The 15,619-nt window shown below is 46.4% G+C and carries 25 protein-coding genes; 21 read left to right on the top strand and 4 right to left on the bottom strand.

Annotated elements, in window-relative coordinates; genetic code table 11:
- The first annotated feature begins 13 nt into the window (after nt 1–13).
- The 21 genes from BK126_RS12830 to BK126_RS12945 all read left to right on the top strand — a co-directional run bounded on the left by BK126_RS12830 (nt 14) and on the right by BK126_RS12945 (nt 13,182).
- The gene (locus BK126_RS12830; protein WP_143042083.1) at nt 14–202 is read left to right on the top strand and encodes a hypothetical protein; all 189 of its coding nucleotides are present in this window, start codon (nt 14–16) and stop codon (nt 200–202) included.
- A gap of 123 nt (nt 203–325) precedes the next feature.
- Entirely contained in the window at nt 326–859 is a 534-nt protein-coding gene (locus BK126_RS28800; protein WP_083655874.1) for a hypothetical protein, read from the top strand.
- Between the two features lie 100 nt (nt 860–959).
- Nucleotides 960–1,898, top strand: coding sequence for a hypothetical protein (locus BK126_RS12840; RefSeq protein ID WP_076313031.1), 939 nt, complete (start codon nt 960–962; stop codon nt 1,896–1,898).
- A 232-nt stretch (nt 1,899–2,130) separates the two neighbouring features.
- Complete coding sequence (locus tag BK126_RS12850; protein WP_076313033.1) at nt 2,131–2,310, top strand: hypothetical protein; 180 nt, start codon at nt 2,131–2,133, stop codon at nt 2,308–2,310.
- Nucleotides 2,311–2,422: 112 nt separating this feature from the next.
- Entirely contained in the window at nt 2,423–2,962 is a 540-nt protein-coding gene (locus tag BK126_RS12855) for a hypothetical protein (protein ID WP_076313034.1), read from the top strand.
- A 71-nt stretch (nt 2,963–3,033) separates the two neighbouring features.
- Nucleotides 3,034–3,216, top strand: a complete 183-nt coding sequence (locus BK126_RS12860) for a hypothetical protein (RefSeq protein WP_076313035.1) — start codon at nt 3,034–3,036, stop codon at nt 3,214–3,216.
- Between the two features lie 277 nt (nt 3,217–3,493).
- The gene (locus tag BK126_RS12865; protein WP_076313036.1) at nt 3,494–3,760 is read left to right on the top strand and encodes a hypothetical protein; all 267 of its coding nucleotides are present in this window, start codon (nt 3,494–3,496) and stop codon (nt 3,758–3,760) included.
- A gap of 275 nt (nt 3,761–4,035) precedes the next feature.
- Nucleotides 4,036–4,272: a hypothetical protein gene (locus BK126_RS12875; protein ID WP_076313038.1), complete on the top strand. Its 237-nt coding sequence runs from the start codon at nt 4,036–4,038 to the stop codon at nt 4,270–4,272.
- Between the two features lie 4 nt (nt 4,273–4,276).
- Nucleotides 4,277–4,765 carry a hypothetical protein gene (locus BK126_RS12880; protein ID WP_076313039.1) on the top strand — a complete coding sequence of 163 codons (489 nt, stop codon included), beginning with the start codon at nt 4,277–4,279 and terminating at the stop codon, nt 4,763–4,765.
- A 74-nt stretch (nt 4,766–4,839) separates the two neighbouring features.
- Entirely contained in the window at nt 4,840–6,699 is a 1,860-nt protein-coding gene (locus BK126_RS12885) for a DEAD/DEAH box helicase (RefSeq protein WP_076313040.1), read from the top strand.
- On the top strand, nt 6,696–6,941 hold the full coding sequence (locus BK126_RS12890) for a hypothetical protein (protein ID WP_076313041.1): 246 nt from the start codon (nt 6,696–6,698) through the stop codon (nt 6,939–6,941). The genes BK126_RS12885 and BK126_RS12890 overlap by 4 nt, the downstream gene beginning before the upstream one ends.
- Nucleotides 6,942–7,026: 85 nt before the next feature.
- A complete protein-coding gene (locus BK126_RS12895; RefSeq protein WP_143042081.1) occupies nt 7,027–7,287 on the top strand; it encodes a hypothetical protein in 261 nt (86 codons plus the stop codon).
- Nucleotides 7,272–7,535 carry a hypothetical protein gene (locus BK126_RS12900; protein ID WP_076313043.1) on the top strand — a complete coding sequence of 88 codons (264 nt, stop codon included), beginning with the start codon at nt 7,272–7,274 and terminating at the stop codon, nt 7,533–7,535. The genes BK126_RS12895 and BK126_RS12900 overlap by 16 nt, the downstream gene beginning before the upstream one ends.
- A gap of 71 nt (nt 7,536–7,606) precedes the next feature.
- Nucleotides 7,607–8,065, top strand: coding sequence for a hypothetical protein (locus tag BK126_RS12905; protein ID WP_076313044.1), 459 nt, complete (start codon nt 7,607–7,609; stop codon nt 8,063–8,065).
- A gap of 95 nt (nt 8,066–8,160) precedes the next feature.
- On the top strand, nt 8,161–8,487 hold the full coding sequence (locus tag BK126_RS12910; RefSeq protein ID WP_143042080.1) for a hypothetical protein: 327 nt from the start codon (nt 8,161–8,163) through the stop codon (nt 8,485–8,487).
- Nucleotides 8,480–8,905 (top strand): hypothetical protein, encoded by a 426-nt coding sequence (locus BK126_RS12915; RefSeq protein ID WP_076313046.1) that lies wholly within the window; start codon nt 8,480–8,482, stop codon nt 8,903–8,905. The genes BK126_RS12910 and BK126_RS12915 overlap by 8 nt, the downstream gene beginning before the upstream one ends.
- A 427-nt stretch (nt 8,906–9,332) precedes the next feature.
- Nucleotides 9,333–9,560 carry a hypothetical protein gene (locus tag BK126_RS12925; protein ID WP_076313048.1) on the top strand — a complete coding sequence of 76 codons (228 nt, stop codon included), beginning with the start codon at nt 9,333–9,335 and terminating at the stop codon, nt 9,558–9,560.
- A 246-nt stretch (nt 9,561–9,806) separates the two neighbouring features.
- Nucleotides 9,807–10,415 (top strand): phosphoribosyltransferase family protein, encoded by a 609-nt coding sequence (locus BK126_RS12930; RefSeq protein WP_256702821.1) that lies wholly within the window; start codon nt 9,807–9,809, stop codon nt 10,413–10,415.
- Nucleotides 10,415–10,858 carry an MDR/zinc-dependent alcohol dehydrogenase-like family protein gene (locus BK126_RS12935; RefSeq protein ID WP_076313050.1) on the top strand — a complete coding sequence of 148 codons (444 nt, stop codon included), beginning with the start codon at nt 10,415–10,417 and terminating at the stop codon, nt 10,856–10,858. Before BK126_RS12930 ends, BK126_RS12935 begins: the two co-directional genes overlap by 1 nt.
- Nucleotides 10,855–12,351, top strand: a complete 1,497-nt coding sequence (locus tag BK126_RS12940; protein WP_076313051.1) for a nicotinate phosphoribosyltransferase — start codon at nt 10,855–10,857, stop codon at nt 12,349–12,351. The genes BK126_RS12935 and BK126_RS12940 overlap by 4 nt, the downstream gene beginning before the upstream one ends.
- A gap of 270 nt (nt 12,352–12,621) precedes the next feature.
- Complete coding sequence (locus tag BK126_RS12945) at nt 12,622–13,182, top strand: hypothetical protein (protein ID WP_143042079.1); 561 nt, start codon at nt 12,622–12,624, stop codon at nt 13,180–13,182.
- Between the two features lie 40 nt (nt 13,183–13,222).
- On the opposite strand, the gene BK126_RS12950 is transcribed toward BK126_RS12945, so the two are convergent.
- The 4 genes from BK126_RS12950 to BK126_RS12965 all read right to left on the bottom strand — a co-directional run bounded on the left by BK126_RS12950 (nt 13,223) and on the right by BK126_RS12965 (nt 15,530).
- The gene (locus BK126_RS12950) at nt 13,223–13,432 is read right to left on the bottom strand and encodes a hypothetical protein (RefSeq protein WP_076313053.1); all 210 of its coding nucleotides are present in this window, start codon (nt 13,430–13,432) and stop codon (nt 13,223–13,225) included.
- A gap of 21 nt (nt 13,433–13,453) precedes the next feature.
- Nucleotides 13,454–14,221: a peptidoglycan recognition protein family protein gene (locus BK126_RS12955; RefSeq protein ID WP_076313054.1), complete on the bottom strand. Its 768-nt coding sequence runs from the start codon at nt 14,219–14,221 to the stop codon at nt 13,454–13,456.
- A gap of 2 nt (nt 14,222–14,223) precedes the next feature.
- On the bottom strand, nt 14,224–14,628 hold the full coding sequence (locus BK126_RS12960; RefSeq protein ID WP_076313523.1) for a phage holin family protein: 405 nt from the start codon (nt 14,626–14,628) through the stop codon (nt 14,224–14,226).
- Between the two features lie 182 nt (nt 14,629–14,810).
- The gene (locus tag BK126_RS12965; RefSeq protein ID WP_143042078.1) at nt 14,811–15,530 is read right to left on the bottom strand and encodes a hypothetical protein; all 720 of its coding nucleotides are present in this window, start codon (nt 15,528–15,530) and stop codon (nt 14,811–14,813) included.
- Between the last annotated feature and the right edge of the window lie 89 nt (nt 15,531–15,619).

The following is a 15,619-nucleotide window of genomic DNA, read 5'->3' on the forward strand; positions in this document are numbered from 1 at the left end:
GGGTGACCTGGAAATGGACATCTTCTTCGCTACAGCCTTAGCGGTGTTGGGATTCGTTCTTGCTAGTTTAGGAATTATCAATCGCATTCTTAAAAAGCTTAACGAGTCCGTTCGCCTGTTGAGTAAGCTGAGGACTTCCCTTCGCTTGTTCAACAAAAAGAAAAAGGACAAAGCCGATTCCCTCCCCCGCCAAGGTTCGTGAGTCGATTAAGTCCCTTTCAGGGAGGAACAAGTTCGCCGCTTGTTCCTTCCCTTCTACGGTCTATTATAGCCGCTCTGCTTTACAACATCAAGTGCCGACGAGCACTAATCAGGAGGAACTAACATGGAAGAGAATATCAACTTTGAACTGAAAGTAATTAACCCTATCGAGGAGATCATTACCGTATCCGCATCCGTTGACTCAGGGTGGTCGGGTGGTCGCTATCAGGTATCACTGTCTTACAACCCTGCACGTAAGGTTTTCATTGTATCCGCTCCAAACTACTGGGTGTCCATGGAAACTACCAAACCACATAAATGTGCCAACAAGATCAGTGAGCATGGTATCAGTAGAAATGACGCATTGACGATTGAAGCTATCGTCAATCAGCTCCTCCTCCCTGCCCTTCGCAAGAAGATGGATGCGGCTGAGGAGTTTGAGAACCATGTGTACTCCCATTCGGTCATGGGGTACGTCCGTCAGAACCTTGACCTTGAAGCTAATGATGACTCTAAGGACATGGAGATCGCTCAGATGTCCCGTAACGAGGTGTTCGACCGTGTGCTTGAATGGAATGGATTCATAGGGTACGGAAGCACGGTTCGTGACTGGGTTGAAGGTGTATACGGTGTGAAGCTCAGCAAGATTCGTATGTAATTTGTCCCCTGCTCCCGCCTATCACCTTCGGGTGGTGGACGGCATGGAGGGTACAACGCCCTACCCTATAGTGCCATCGAGCACAGAAAGAGGTTACATCATGAGTTTTTCCAAAATTGATACTGCACAAAACGAACTTATCAACCTGATCCCTAAGGAAGCTAAGGAGACCCGAGAGAACCTGCTTGCAGTGATTAGCAACATTCGGGTCATTCAAAAGGACAACATCCTTGCCTGGATTCCCATAAGTCACATCAACGAGGAATCCGTTGACCTGAGTGAGTTTCGTTACATTGATGACTATGAGATCGTTACGGGTTCGCATACTGCACTCGACAATACCATGTGGCGTTCTGAGGAAGCGTACCGTGAACACCTTGAGAAGATTTCTGAAAGGAAATTTGTTGTAGGTTCCTACTGGAAAGTAGCTGACGTGAATAACGAGTATGACTCATTAGAGTTCGGTTCTATGGGTGACGCTGAAGACCACCTCGAAACCCTTGTAAACGGTGGGGTGGATCGGGAGCTTCTATTCGTAGAGGAGAAGTGGTGTATACTTACAATGTCAGGTGACAATTACGACCAGGAAGAAGATCGTAACGGCGAGTATACCTACGAGTCGGAAGCTGAGAGTGACATCGAAGACTGCCGCGTCGAGTGGATTGACGAACAGGTTAGAGACCTTGGAGATTTCGAGTACGATGAGGTCATGGAGAATACAGTCTTCCGTTACGGTCACAAGAGATCGGTTAACCACGATCTAGCTCAAGACCTGGGAATGGCTGTCGTAAGGTTCGATAGAGGTGAGCACGAAGGTTATGAGTACATCGTAGTTAAAGGAACGGGAACGGATTCGACCCCTGCCTACGTATGCTACCAAGCCATTGAGTTCGGTCACGTCAGTGAGAACGATGCTCGTTGGTTCACAGAACATAAAAAGGAGTTCTTCATCGACGTTGTAGGACAGGAATTGTATGAGATGGCTATGAAAGCACTGAACCTTGAGCGATTCATAGAGGGGGCTACCGATACGCCATGAACATGAAGAAGTGTGATGGTTGTTTCAAGGAATCCTTTAGCTCCTGCGGCAATGGACAACAATGGACTTGCCCACACTGCAACAAGGACATTACACACGTAAAGGTGCAACTCCCACCACAGGTTAAATCCTCTGAGAGGATGCGGTTAGATGCAAAATACAAGTACGAGCCTTATACAGACAAATGACAAAGAAATTAACAAGCGGCTTAACTATCAGGAGGTTGTTTCGTATGAATAAAGTAGGCGTTATGGATGCGATCATGGAGCAGTTCGGGGTTGAATACGGAGACATCTTTATGGATGATGACGGTACGTTCGAGCTGAACGACGATGAACAGCGTTATCGGTACATAGAGTTACCTGGGGAGACACAGAACGAGTTCCAATACGCGTTCCATAAGGTAGATTAGGACACTCCCACCCTGCCACTGGACATCAGACGGTGGCAGTAGGGAGTGCCCTAGTGTACCCTGGTGGCACAACCCATCCACGCCACAAAAACAATGGAGAGGAGTTTTAATCGTGATTGAGAATGTGGCAGTGTCACTAAAAGAGTATTATGAGGAAAGATATGGAAAACCTAACGGGGATAGGGAAACATTAGACGTGCTTTATGACATATTCAAAGACCTAATGCACTATAATTTCGTCACTGCTGAAGTTAAGGAGGGAATCAGCGAGTACTACAGACTGATTCAAAACAGGGGATTACCTGCTTACGAGTGGATTCTTGAAGCCTTCCACGTAGTATCCAAGAAAAGTGTCGAAAAGAGAAACTTTCCATATGTCATCGGAATGTTAAGAGGTTGGTTAAAATTCGGGTTTGGTCACATCCCCTCCCAAGAGGAGGAGGAAATCGTAGACTACTTCCAAGAGGTTACTTGCACAGAAGTCTCTAGCGATACGAGACAGTTGTTGCAGAACTTGATGGGCAGGTACGGAGTCCTTAGAATGACTAGAATGATCTCCTCCCTCCCGAAAGAAAAAGACAACCTAGACCTTTCCAAGGTCATGGCTGTAAAGTTGTCAGAACTTCTTGAGAGCAAGTATTTAGATAAGTGAATCAGTAACCACCAACCCCTCTCCTATCCGAGGGGTTTCTTGTGGTGTGAGATCAAGGGGGAGTTTTACGAATGAAAAGCTCACGAAGACCTTCTAATGAACTAACCGACTTCGAGTTGTTGCAAGAGGTCGATCAGTTTATACTAGACGCTAAGGCATTAATTGGGAAGGGGGTGAGCGCGAGTGCGGATATTAAAGGCACTCAAGCGACTCGTAAGGTCGAACTCAAAAGAAAAGATTTGGAATCAGCATAGGTGTCCTCATTGTAATCATCTGCTGTTCGAGAAAACAAATGATTTTGTGATTGGCTCAGTGAGGGTCAAGTGTCGGAAGTGTAAGAACATTGTGCATGAGTAGTTTTGACTCTTAGACTTTTGGGGGGAAGAAATAACGGAAATACTTAGAGAAGTCTTCTTGATAATTTCCCCCACTTGTCTTATTATTGTGAGATAACTCCTCAGCTTACACATTCAGACCGCCGTTGGAGAGGAGCCAAATTTAGAGATCATTTAACAGTCGGAGGTTATTTTTATGACGTATTCAAAAAGCCAAATGGACGCTATTGCTCAACACCTTAGAGATAGGTTTGTGGCAGGTGAAGTCGAGGGTCATGAGATCGTGGTAGCTCTAATAAGTATGGTTAAAGCTGATCGAATTTTATTAGATGATGTTGCACCTATTTTGTATACAGTATATTTTGGTAACCCACAAGGCGTTATGGTTGCTCTTGAAAAAGCTCACACTTTAATTGATGAAGAAATGATTGATTCAATAATAAAGGAAGTTAATGATAAATAAAAACCTACTAATATAACAATTAAAATAACATATTAATACTACTGTCTCTTTATTGAATTGAATTTCTACATAGAGAGAGGAGACAAAATGAGAGAGTTTTACAGTAAGTTCTTCTTAGTCAGTCTAGCTTGTTTCCTTATTTTAGGTATCATAATTTTCTTTGATAATTCATTTATGCAAATGCTCCGCGTTATTTTCCACCTCTCCCTGGTTATCCTAGTAATAGGAATTATCGGTTGGCACGAGAATAGGAGAAAGCGGAAGGAGCAAAATATATGGAAAACGTAAATAAGGCAGTTATGTTCTTGGCTGTAATTGAAACAATGCTTGAAGCTTTGAAAGGTTTGCCTGTTGACCAAACTGAATTGGTCGATTCTTTAGCTATGTTAGGCTTTAACCCTACTGAAATCATGTATGAAACACAGACGCTCGTGGCTTTTCAGAAAGTTTGTAGAGGTTTCGCTGAGATTGAACTTACTGAGGATGACTTATCAGCACTAGAGCAGGGGTAACGTCATGCAGTCATTGAAGCTTCTATCCACTTATGCACGAAACGGGGTAGTCATCCTTAGTAAGCTCAAATCGCGGAATTATCCACTCTACTTGTATCTGAAGTCCAATCTCGGGCAACTTACTCCCGCCCTAACCGCTCAAGGTGTGGGGGTACTCGATGACTTAAAAACACTTAAGGAGCCTGAAAAGATCAGGCTGTTTTTGCAATATCACTATGGCGAGACCGTTGACCTTTCAGAAGTTAGGCAGATTCACAGGACGGTCTATAACTACCTCTTAGGATATGGAAAGCCCCGAGAGGTAGTCGAGGGTTTGGGCTTTAATGTAGAGTACCAATCCCATACCCCCAACTTAGAAAAAGACCTGGGTAATTTAAGAGATTCTGATGGGAACTTCCCTCCTCTCCCCCAGTCCACATACAATAAAGTCTATTACCGAGCTAAGAAGCAAGGTATTGACGTAAAACACTACCTCAAGTCTTTAGGGACTTGAGGTTATTTTTTTAGGAGGTGGTTACTTAACAGCCTTACTCTCAAATCGTATAGATCAACTAGGAGGTGTTTGACGTGATTAACGCAGAAAAGATCAAAGGCAATGACGGGAAATGGTGGATTAAGGCTTCTTTTCGCAACGTCAAGACGCTTAGTGACGCGATGAGCGAGGTCAAAGGCGCGATCTATAGTCCTATTCAAAAGGTTTGGGCAGTTCCGCTGATCTACCGCGAAGATTTTGAGCAAAAGATGGGAAGCTTCCTGATCAACTGGACAGACGAGGAGAAAGGAAGCAACGGTGGTATCAGTGAGGACGACATTCCAAGTGAACCAGTTGTCCCTGGATACTCGGTTACCTACAATGCAGACGGTGACATTATCGACCACCGTGGATTCAAAACCCGCCCATGGGGAGAGTTCCAGGTCAAAGGATTTAACCTACTGGTCAGCAAAGACTTTCTGATCTTGGCTGATGACGCGGGTCTTGGTAAGTCTTGGCAGGTTGCTAACGCCATTGAAGCTAAGAAGAAGCTCGGGCATCTGAAACGGGGTATTGTCCTGGCGAAAGCGAGTCTGCTGTTTAACTGGCGTGACGAGATTCACATGCACACCAACCTAAAGTCGGTAGTAATGGCAGGTACCGTTAACCAACGTGCCAAGCTGTACAGCCAACTAACAAATGAGGAAGATTGGGATGTCCTCATTATGTCCTACGAGACTTTCAGATGTGACATCCACAACCTTGAGCTTTTGGATAATTACAAAGAGCTTCAGTTCTGTGTTATGGATGAAGCCCACAAGATCAAGAACCCTTTAAGTAAGATCGGTTCCCTTGTGCATAGGTTGAACTTCCGTAGCCGTTATGTTCTGACAGCTACCCCACTCCCCAACTCACCGCTTGAAGCGTACAACTACCTTCACTTTGGTAAACGTGTACTGAAGAACTGGTATGAGTTCCGTGGCCACCATGCGATCATGGGAGGGTTCGGCGGCAAAGAGATCGTCGGCTACAAGAACATTCCCGAGCTGAAGAACCTGATTCAGGTGAACATGCTCAGAAGACGCAAGAAGGACAAGCTGAAGGAGCTTCCTGAGGTTGCATTCAAGACAGTCAACCTCTCCATGACCCCTACTCAGTCCAAGATGTATCAGGCTGTTAAGATGGGGATTTTGGAGGAGCTGAAGGATACTTCCTTAGATAGGATTCCATCGGCACTTACTAAGCTCCTTCGACTCCAACAGGTTACAGACTCCATCGAACTGATCGGAGCTTCCCCAGGGAAGAATACAAGCTCTAAGCTCCTAGCCCTTGACGAGATGATCGAGGAACTGGTGGAAAGCGGTAATGAAAAAGTAATCATATTCTCCCGTTTCCGCACCGTGGTGGAGCTGATTGAGAAGCGATATGCAAAACATAAACCTGCGGTCATCCATGGTGACGTTGATGCCAACGGTAAGACTGAAAACTCTGCTGTCCGACTGCTGAAGAAGAAGTACGGTCAGAAATGGTATGACATGCCTGAGGAGGAAAGACGTAAGCTCCTAGATGAAACTATGACTTCGGAACGTCAACGTGAAGTGTATAGATTCCAAAACGACGAAGATTGCAGAATCTTCATTGGCTGTACACCTGCTTGCCGTGAAGGTCTTACACTCACTCAAGCAACTCACGTTATCTTCCTTGATTGTGAATGGTCACCTGCTTATGTTGAGCAAGCCTTCTCCCGCGCCCACCGTATCGGTCAGCGAAACGCCGTTACCGTCTATTACCTTGTATGTGAAGGTACTATTGATGAGCACGTACAGGAAACTCTGCAACGTAAGGAAGCCATGGCACAGACCATGCTCGATGAGGGCATAGACAACCTCGATCTTGGAGTAGCGAAGCAACTGATTGCTTCCCTCGCAGGTATTGATGAAAGGATGGTGGCATGAAAGAACTAGAGATATTGCTTCTAAAGATGTGGGAAGATTTCGGTATTGAGTATATCTATAAATACAAGAACCGAATAAAAGTATACAGAAGGGAAGGCTTAGTTAGCTATGAGCTGTTCTGTGACCTAACCTGCGGTACTATGTTTACTGACGTGGAGGATACAGCAAACGGCGATGATCTGTACGCCGAGGACTGCAAGGTAAGCGTCAAAGTATTAATAGAAAGAAGATATGTATCATAATGTACAGTTCGACGCTAAAGTGAGCCACAATATCTGGCTAAAGAACCGTCCTCAAAAGGGCGGTTTCTTTATTTGGAGGACGCTAATGAAGAAGCATATCGAGGTGGTAAAGATTACACAGCAATTAGGTATAACAATATACATGCAGGAGGGTGATCTAATGCCTAAGGCAGGGGAATTAGGATTCTGTCAGCGTTATGGATTTGGGGTGGTATCTGAAATTAGTGAATGTGGTTGGTGGTACTACTTCGAGGGTGGAGATGTAGCAGTAAATAAACCCTCAGTCAGAAAAGCCACTGAGTCTGAGATAAATACATGGAGGGATAAACAATGCCAAGACCTATAAGCAAAGTAATTCTACCTGACGTTCCTCCTATCCCTGAAGGGTATAAACGGAACTGGCTATGGTGCCGCAAGTGTGACGAGATTTCCTATTACGATTATGTTCCATACGATACAGAAATGCCAAGCTTCCATACTACATGTGGTCACGACTTCTTCAGCGACCTAGAGTATCTGAAGGATTCTGAAGTGGAAGGCGGTCTTCCCGTCTCCCCTCCACCTGTAAAGAAGCGTTCTAAAAAGACTGCTTGAATTATTTTGATTCAGGTCTTAACTGCTCTCAATCGACTTCGTATAGAGAAAGTGAAGGGAGATGAGAGCAAATGAATAAACTAGCTCAGCAAGTTTTAGGGATTGAGCCTTCCGAGAAGAAGGACGTATTCGCTCAAGAAACATCGGTTGGGGAGGACACACTCCGAGAGTACCACTTCCGTAATGAACGTAAGAAGCAGGACGAGAAGTGGCTCAAGGAGAACAAGGGTGCCATCCTTAAAGGCTTATCCGAGTTGGGCAAGCGCAAGGCAGACTGGGGCGGCTTCCGAGCTTCGTACTCCACGCCTGATAAGTCACACTTCGACAAAGAAAAGGTGATCGAGTTCCTTGAAAGTAAATACAGTCACCGAATCTACGAGGATATCATCCAAGCGGTCAAAGTCGTGGATGAAGATGTTCTTGCAGAGTACGTTGAGAGTGGAGAGATCGACCTGGAAGCTCTCAAAGCTTACGCATGGGTTGAGAAGTACGATGCACCCCGTCTGACTGTATCGGTGGTCAAGGAATGATTAAGGTCGGTGACCCTGTATTCATCCTCCCCGCCCACTCCCTGCGCTTTGCAGGTCGGTGGGGAGAAGTTATGGAGATCACCGAGGAGGAGTTGATGCCCTTGTTGTTACGCTTCAAGGGCATGGACATCCAGTACCGATTCGACTCCCACAGTGTCCTATCGACTGAGGATTACTACTCCTGGTTCTCGATCAGCCGTCCCTGCCTTAACAAGCTAACGGGTGAGATCATTGAGATTCAGGTGAAACAATACCCTAAGATCAGAGACATTGACGGTGAGATACATCACTTCGGTAACCTTCTCCCTGTCACCTACTGCGAACGCTGTGGAACCAACACCACAGGCGAGTTCGCCGCGCTGTGCCAAGACTGCGCCTACCCATTACCGATTGAGCGAGGAGATGAAAGTAACCGTGACTAGAACAACAGCTAACCTATACCACAAAGGAATCCAGTACCAAGCGGAGGATGTATACCGTAGCACCACTACGTTCGTACACTACGAGGTCATCTCGTTTATGAAGATCAGCGGAGCCGACTTCGTTGTACTGAAGATCAGTAACCATGATCAACCTTCTATGCACCCTATTGAGGAGTTCCACCGCTTGGTTGATCTTCACGATCTCGTTAAGGTTTCCCGCCCACGATATGAAATTGGTGATCGCTTTGAACACCCGATGTCCAACCGCACTATGAAGGTACTGAGCGTATCCCCTGACAAGTGCAATGCTAACGGCAGTTATGCCTACTTCATGGAGGTCATCAAGGCGAACGGTAAGCCCTTCTACAACGTAATGAGTGAGACATTCCTTGATAAGTGTGTTCGGGACAAGTTCTGATGGGAGATATAGCTGATTACTACGCCGACCAAGCAATGTTCGACGAGCCGCGTTTCAGAGTCACAGAAGATGACCCGTTAGACGAGCTGACAGCCCTTGTAGACGACGAACTCATCCGTAGGGTACGAATACTCTACCGAGCGGCTAAAGAGCTGTCAGGGGCTATGAACGAGCAGGACAGTCGGGTACAGAGTATCTGCAATCACCACCAACTGGTCGGGTATATGACCGAAAAGCAAAAGCGTTCGCTTTGTCTGTACATTCTGAACTTCGGTAAGAGGGTTGTCAGTATCTAATGTAAGGAGCAACACCGTTTCAATGAACTATGACTGTGAGAAGTGTGGTAAGCACAACAAGGATATCTTAGAGCAGGTCAACCACATCATAAATGGGTGTGAGACCGCTAAAACCAAGGAGGATACTACCAATGCCAAAAGTAACTGAAGTATACGTTGAAGCTACGTTCACCAAGTCCCTGCCGAACTACCAAAACTACAAACCAACAGCAGGAGTTCGTATGACACCCAGTAAAGATGAATCCACTGATGAAGTGTTCGCCTACGGTTGGGGAGTTGTCCACGATCAGATCGCTGAGCAACTGAAAGCGTTCGATGATAAGCCGCAGTCGGGTACCACTAAAGGTCTCGGTAAGTAACCAACAAGAAAGAAAGGGTGACCCAACATGATTAAACTTAATGGCGCAACCCTCAACTTCAAGGTCTTCCCTAATGGGGAGACTTTGGTTGACGGGGATCAAATTTTAGACCTCTTAGCAGACAGAAACTATGACGCTGAAGTCATCTTCAAATATGAAAACGACAGTGACCTCGTGAAGCTCCTGTTCGTCAAGTCCCACCTGGATAGGTACTTCTGTAAGAGAAGCATTCTGAAGATCGCATACATGCCATACAGCCGCATGGACAGGTCTGAAGGGTCATCGGTCTTTACACTGAAGTACGTCGCCAAGATGATTAACGACATGAACTTCGACTACGTTAATGTGATCGAGCCGCACTCTGATGTCACGTTGGCACTACTTGATCGTTGTGAAGCTACTTACCCAACCACCGCCCTCCTGCATGAGGTCATGATGGAAGTAGACTTCGACATCGAAAAGGATTATCTGTTCTTCCCCGACCAAGGTGCTCAAAAGCGTTACGGAAAGAACTTCACTAAGTTCAAGCAACTGGTTGGGTTTAAGGAACGCAACTTTGCTACTGGGGAGATCGACAAGCTTCAACTGGTCGGCTCTGTCGAGAGTAAAGGGTTCAAAGCGGTCATTGTGGATGACCTCTGCTCTTACGGAAACACATTCATCAGAAGCTCCAATGCTCTGCGTGAAGTAGGCGCGGCTGAGGTTCATCTCGTAGTGACTCATGCTGAGGACTCTATCTTCAAAGGAAATGTGTTCACCTCTGAGCTGATTGACCATGTATACACCACGAACACTCTGCTCACCGAAGTACTTGAAGCATGGGAGAGCAAGATTAGCGTGAAGGAGCTGATCTAATGGAGAAGCTACCCCTGATTGACACAAACGGAACTGACCCCTTCCTCCACCCCACCAACGCCATAAACAGGCTTGTGAATGAGTGGAGAGAGCACGGGAAGATCATCATTGCCTACGACTTCGATGACACCGTGTACGACTACCACAAGCGGGGCAGTAGCTACGACCAAGTAATCAGTCTTCTGCAACGCTGTGAAGCCTACGGTGCATATTTCATCGTCTCCACTTGTTGTAGTGAGGACAAGTACGACTTCATTAAGGACTACTTGGAGAGTAACGGCATCCCTTATGACGCGATCAACGAGAACGCACCGTTTGTACCCTTCACTGGTCGGAAGATTTACTGCAACATACTACTTGATGACCGCGCAGGACTTCTTACTTCTTACGTAACTCTTGACAGTGCCTTAAAAATACTTGAATCGGAGCGTGTAATCCTATGACAACTACTATTACTACTAACTTTCCTCCTGAACTTATGTGTGATTTCTATAAACTGTCCCACCCTGAGCAGTATCCTGAAGGTACAGAGTACGTATCCTCCACATGGACTCCTCGCGGTAGCCGCCTGGAAGGTGTGAATGAGGTAATGGTGTTCGGTGTGCAAGGCTTCGTGAAGGATTTCTTGATCGACTACTTCAACACATACTTCTTCAATCTTCCTAAGGACGTAGTGATCGCTCAATACAAACGATTCATCCGTCACACGATGGGAATTGCTGAACCTAACGCATCCCGTATTGCGGCTCTACATGACCTGGGCTACCTACCACTGAAGATCAAGGCTCTGAAAGAAGGTACTCTTGCCCCTACCCGCGTCCCAGTAGTTACTGTGGAGAACACACTTCCTGCATTCTATTGGCTGACCAACTCCATTGAGACGGTTATGTCCTGTGAGGTATGGATGCCTTCCACAAGCGCAACAATCGCGTTCCAGTACCTTGAGATTCTGACTCGGTATGCCGAGATGACAGGCAGTGACGAGGGAGCTATCCAGTTCCAGGGACACGACTTCTCCATGAGAGGTATGGCAGGTCGTCACGCGGCGGCTTCGAGTGGTGCAGGTCACCTGCTCTCCTTCAGCGGAACGGACACATGCCCTGCTATTGGATACCTTGAGAAGTATTACAATGCAGACATCGAGAATGAACTGGTTGGTACCTCCATCCCCGCCACTGAACACGCTGTAATGTGTGCCAACGGTCAGGACGAGAGAGAAGTACTATTGCGACTGATGACTGAAGTCTACCCTACTGGATTCTTCTCGGCTGTAATGGACACATGGGACTTCTGGCACGTAATCGAAAAAGTGCTCCCTTCCTTGAAGAAAGAGATTATGGGACGAGACGGTAGAGTAGTTTGTCGTCCTGACTCGGGAGACCCTGTTCTGATTCTCTGCGGTGATCCTAATGCTGAGGAGGAGATCGTTCGCAAGGGATTGATCGAAGCACTGTGGGATACCTTCGGTGGTACTGTAACTGATCGTGGTTACAAGCAACTCGATACACACATCGGTGCTATCTATGGCGACTCCATCACTCTTGATCGTTGCGAGGAGATTTGCAAGCGACTGATGGACAAGGGATTCGCTTCGACAAATGTGGTGTTCGGTATCGGATCGTTCACGTACCAATACAACACCCGAGACACATTCATGTTCGCGATGAAAGCGACTCATGCAGTAATCAACGGTGAGGAAAGACTTCTCTACAAAGACCCTAAGACAGACAGTGGTATGAAGAAGTCGCAGAGAGGGTTGGTTGCTGTTGTCGAAGACATTAATGGTCGTCTGACTTATAAGGACGGTATGTACAGAGCTGACTACGAGGAGATCGCTCACCTCGACCAGTTAGAAGTACTGTTCCTTGACGGAAAGTTGGTTCGTGACGAGACCCTAGGCGAGATTCGCGCAAGAGTTCGTAAACAACTGAAGTAGGTAAATCCTGTAGGAAGTGGGACACCCCACTTCCTTTTTCTATTGGACAAGTGTATACTGTCTTTGAATAAACTCCCTAAGGGGGTAAGAGCAGTGTTATCTGAGGAGCCAATAGATAAGATTTTTTAAGATGATGTCTACGAGAAAAGACTCGCGGGGAGAACAGCAAATGTCTCACGCGGGGCACGGGCAAAAAGGTACCCTCATGAAATGATGACAGGCAAGGAAAAGCGAGACTATACTAAATCAGGAAAGGTTCAGGTGACTAACATGTACGAAAACATTCTGCCTTACGAGGAGTTTAAGAAGATCGAACCTGCGGAGAAGCGTGCAGAAGTTCTTCAGAGTTGGAGAGACAAATTTAACAACGCTCAGATCGAACGTACTTGGGGGATGAAAACTCATCAGTACTATAAGGTTGTCAAAGAACACGGACTGAAGACAGCTACCCCAGGCAACGCAAAAGCTAAACAACAATCCATAGGTGCAGGAAGCAATGCTAACCAACGCACCAATAAAAATAATGCAGTCGTACTTAACAGTGAAGGTTTGGGGATTAGTTATGCGGGAGTCTTCAACATTGCTGATCTCGAAACCAAGTTCACTAAGATCGTGGGCTTCCTGAAGGATGAGGGCGGTGCGTTCTCGGTAAGCATCTCAGTCTTTGAGGACATTGCCCCTGAGCAAGCGAATGAAGGAATCAAGATCAACTACAACGGAACGTTTAGCGGTGAGGAGCTGTTAGCTCGTTTCGACAAGATCAGCGGCTTCCTGAAGGACGAGACAGGCAAGTTCAATGTCCGCATCCTGGTTCAAGAAGAAGCGGCTTAAAACAAAAGGAGAGGTGGCACAGTGTGCCCCTCTCCTTTTTTTATTTCTCATCCATGTAACTATGTCCCTCGGTGGTTGGGTTATTCAGTACGCCCAACAGGACAAGTACCTCTAACCCTCGCTGAATGTAGGTCTCGATCTCAGCCCTTACAGGTAGGTCTACAACCCCCGCAAAGATCAGGATGTCCAACACAAAGGCGGCGATAGCCAACAGCGTAGGAACGTCCTTCAAACGCTTCCTGATGTCCATGGTCTCACCTCCCTTCGTTCCTTAGGCTGATTTATTACGTCTGCGTTCGTCGATCAGAACCTTCAGCAGGATCAGCTCACCGTAAGTCAGCTTCTTCTTACGAACCTTCTCGACCCAAGACCATTCAGAGATGATCTTATCGTTGTAAGCATCTCCTACGTACTTATCAAGCTCGTCCCACGCCCAGTTAGCGTACTCAAGTACTTTGTTCACTTCGTCTTCCTCCTCCTTTACAGGTTTTGGCGGGTTCAGTTTGTCATTGACCGCCTTCTTGAATCTCTCGAACTCACTAGGGTTCTTGATCCACGGCAGAGGACATTCCTTCCACCCTACAACGCCCTTGTGTGTCCAAATGGAGTTAGGGAACCCTCTCACCTTAATCAGGTACACAACGAGGTCTACAGCGTTGTTGAACGTGTCCTCATGGATGCTACCATCTTTCTCAATACACATCTCAATTCCAACAGTGCTGTTGTTGGGGTATGTACCAAGTTGTGAAAGAGCTTCCTTGGTGTAAGTCGTGCTACCGCAGTGGTAAGCCATCTCGTCGTCAGGGATATTATTGTAAATCGAGGTGCGGTCTACAGAGTACTGAGCACCCGCGTATGTGTCCTTGATATTATCGTTGGGATTTTGTTGAGCTAGTCCTGCAAAGTACTTACCGATGTTCTTGGCAGGTGCGCCAGGAGATGCGGTGTAGTGCATGACAATACCCTTCTTGGATTTAAGCTTGATACCAACACGACTGAACTTATTGATCGGCAGATAGTCCTTAGTGATCGGAAGCATTACTATCCCTCCTTCTTGTTGTCTGTTTTGCTCTCGTCCTCCTCGTCGCCGCGAAGCTTAATGAGAGCCGCTGTGATGAACTTTGGAACTGGAAGTCCCATCTTACCCATGTTCTCGAAAATACTAATTCCTTCGGTACCGATGATGAACAACAGCATTGCGTTCCTCATAAAGTTGTTCTCGTTACCTGCCACTAGATCAAGCTGATGAGCTACGATCACGAAGACCAGTGTCATGGACTTCCTTGCGAGACCCCACCATCCTGTTCGACTTGACAATTCCTTTCTATACCACGCGCTAACTACACCTGTTAGGTAGTCAAGCACCACGAAAATCGTTACTGCAATAAACAGGTGGTCGATACCTCCTACCAAGTAGACCAAAGACGACACCACCCATCCGAACATAACTGTTAGAGCTGTATCTTTGCTCACTCCCCTACCCCCTCTCCCTAAAAAGTCCTCTTAATGTAGAGTAGACGAAACAGGGATGAACCTCTCGAATTAAATGGAAAAAGAGACCAGGATTGACCTGATCTCTTTTTGTGGTAAGCATTACTATTTTGTTGAGACCTATCTTCGGTGCGGCACTATACTTGTACCTCCTCAGGATGTTCAAGATCGTACTGCTTTAACTTTTCAAGTCTCTTGAGTCGATTTGTCTCCCTTGTCTTTTCCCCCGCACAGAATTTACAACGAACTCCATTTCTAAAGTCCTTGATTCTGCCGTAGGCTAACGTACCACATACACACTTGTATTTGAACCTCTTATTAGAGCCGTTATATTCTCCGATCAGTTCACACCCTTCAGCCGCTAACTCAGCCGCGATGTCTTCAGTGGACTTTCTTACACGCTTCTCAAAACACTCACGACATCTCTGTCCACTCTGCCATCTATTCCAAGTGGTGGGGTAAGTGTGATCCTCGGGACAAGTCACATCGAACTTAGTCTGATTGTTTACATATTCGCCTGGATGGAGCACATAGCCCTCTGCTTCCACGGCTGTCTCGAAAACCTCGTACTTCTGTTCTTGCGACATCTTCTTCCGTGTCTGTTTCTCTTGCTTCCTGATCACTACTGGTGTCTGCACCTTAGTCAAGTAACACTCTCTGCACAGCTTACCTTGCCGTAGGTTATCCCATGTGGCGGGGTAGATGTGATTGTTGTTGCATTCAACGCTCATAGGCGTTCTATTGTTAACGTACTCTGTTTCATGGAGCTTATATCCAATCTCTGCTAAGAACTGCTGAATCTCGATAAATTTGTTTTTTCTAAAGCTTTCACCATACTTACCGTTCATATTTGGCATTCGCATCTCAGTCCTCCCTACATCCCAGTTATTCACGTATATCTACTTTCTCTATACGTACCAAGGGTTTAGGGGTTTAGCACCGCTTT

This window comes from Paenibacillus sp. FSL H7-0326, assembly GCF_001955535.1.
In the GTDB taxonomy this organism is placed as follows: Bacteria; Bacillota; Bacilli; order Paenibacillales; family Paenibacillaceae; genus Paenibacillus; species Paenibacillus shunpengii.

Bases quoted from the DNA above. Each gene is read 5' to 3' on its own strand.
- BK126_RS12830 (WP_143042083.1), top strand. From the start codon at position 14: ATGGACATCTTCTTCGCTACAGCCTTAGCGGTGTTGGGATTCGTTCTT.
- BK126_RS28800 (WP_083655874.1), top strand. From the start codon at position 326: ATGGAAGAGAATATCAACTTTGAACTGAAAGTAATTAACCCTATCGAG.
- BK126_RS12840 (WP_076313031.1), top strand. From the start codon at position 960: ATGAGTTTTTCCAAAATTGATACTGCACAAAACGAACTTATCAACCTG.
- BK126_RS12850 (WP_076313033.1), top strand. From the start codon at position 2,131: ATGAATAAAGTAGGCGTTATGGATGCGATCATGGAGCAGTTCGGGGTT.
- BK126_RS12860 (WP_076313035.1), top strand. From the start codon at position 3,034: ATGAAAAGCTCACGAAGACCTTCTAATGAACTAACCGACTTCGAGTTG.
- BK126_RS12865 (WP_076313036.1), top strand. From the start codon at position 3,494: ATGACGTATTCAAAAAGCCAAATGGACGCTATTGCTCAACACCTTAGA.
- BK126_RS12875 (WP_076313038.1), top strand. From the start codon at position 4,036: ATGGAAAACGTAAATAAGGCAGTTATGTTCTTGGCTGTAATTGAAACA.
- BK126_RS12880 (WP_076313039.1), top strand. From the start codon at position 4,277: ATGCAGTCATTGAAGCTTCTATCCACTTATGCACGAAACGGGGTAGTC.
- BK126_RS12890 (WP_076313041.1), top strand. From the start codon at position 6,696: ATGAAAGAACTAGAGATATTGCTTCTAAAGATGTGGGAAGATTTCGGT.
- BK126_RS12895 (WP_143042081.1), top strand. From the start codon at position 7,027: ATGAAGAAGCATATCGAGGTGGTAAAGATTACACAGCAATTAGGTATA.
- BK126_RS12900 (WP_076313043.1), top strand. From the start codon at position 7,272: ATGCCAAGACCTATAAGCAAAGTAATTCTACCTGACGTTCCTCCTATC.
- BK126_RS12905 (WP_076313044.1), top strand. From the start codon at position 7,607: ATGAATAAACTAGCTCAGCAAGTTTTAGGGATTGAGCCTTCCGAGAAG.
- BK126_RS12910 (WP_143042080.1), top strand. From the start codon at position 8,161: ATGCCCTTGTTGTTACGCTTCAAGGGCATGGACATCCAGTACCGATTC.
- BK126_RS12925 (WP_076313048.1), top strand. From the start codon at position 9,333: ATGCCAAAAGTAACTGAAGTATACGTTGAAGCTACGTTCACCAAGTCC.
- BK126_RS12930 (WP_256702821.1), top strand. From the start codon at position 9,807: ATGCCATACAGCCGCATGGACAGGTCTGAAGGGTCATCGGTCTTTACA.
- BK126_RS12935 (WP_076313050.1), top strand. From the start codon at position 10,415: ATGGAGAAGCTACCCCTGATTGACACAAACGGAACTGACCCCTTCCTC.
- BK126_RS12940 (WP_076313051.1), top strand. From the start codon at position 10,855: ATGACAACTACTATTACTACTAACTTTCCTCCTGAACTTATGTGTGAT.
- BK126_RS12945 (WP_143042079.1), top strand. From the start codon at position 12,622: ATGTACGAAAACATTCTGCCTTACGAGGAGTTTAAGAAGATCGAACCT.
- BK126_RS12950 (WP_076313053.1), bottom strand. From the start codon at position 13,432: ATGGACATCAGGAAGCGTTTGAAGGACGTTCCTACGCTGTTGGCTATC.
- BK126_RS12955 (WP_076313054.1), bottom strand. From the start codon at position 14,221: ATGCTTCCGATCACTAAGGACTATCTGCCGATCAATAAGTTCAGTCGT.
- BK126_RS12960 (WP_076313523.1), bottom strand. From the start codon at position 14,628: ATGTTCGGATGGGTGGTGTCGTCTTTGGTCTACTTGGTAGGAGGTATC.
- BK126_RS12965 (WP_143042078.1), bottom strand. From the start codon at position 15,530: ATGCCAAATATGAACGGTAAGTATGGTGAAAGCTTTAGAAAAAACAAA.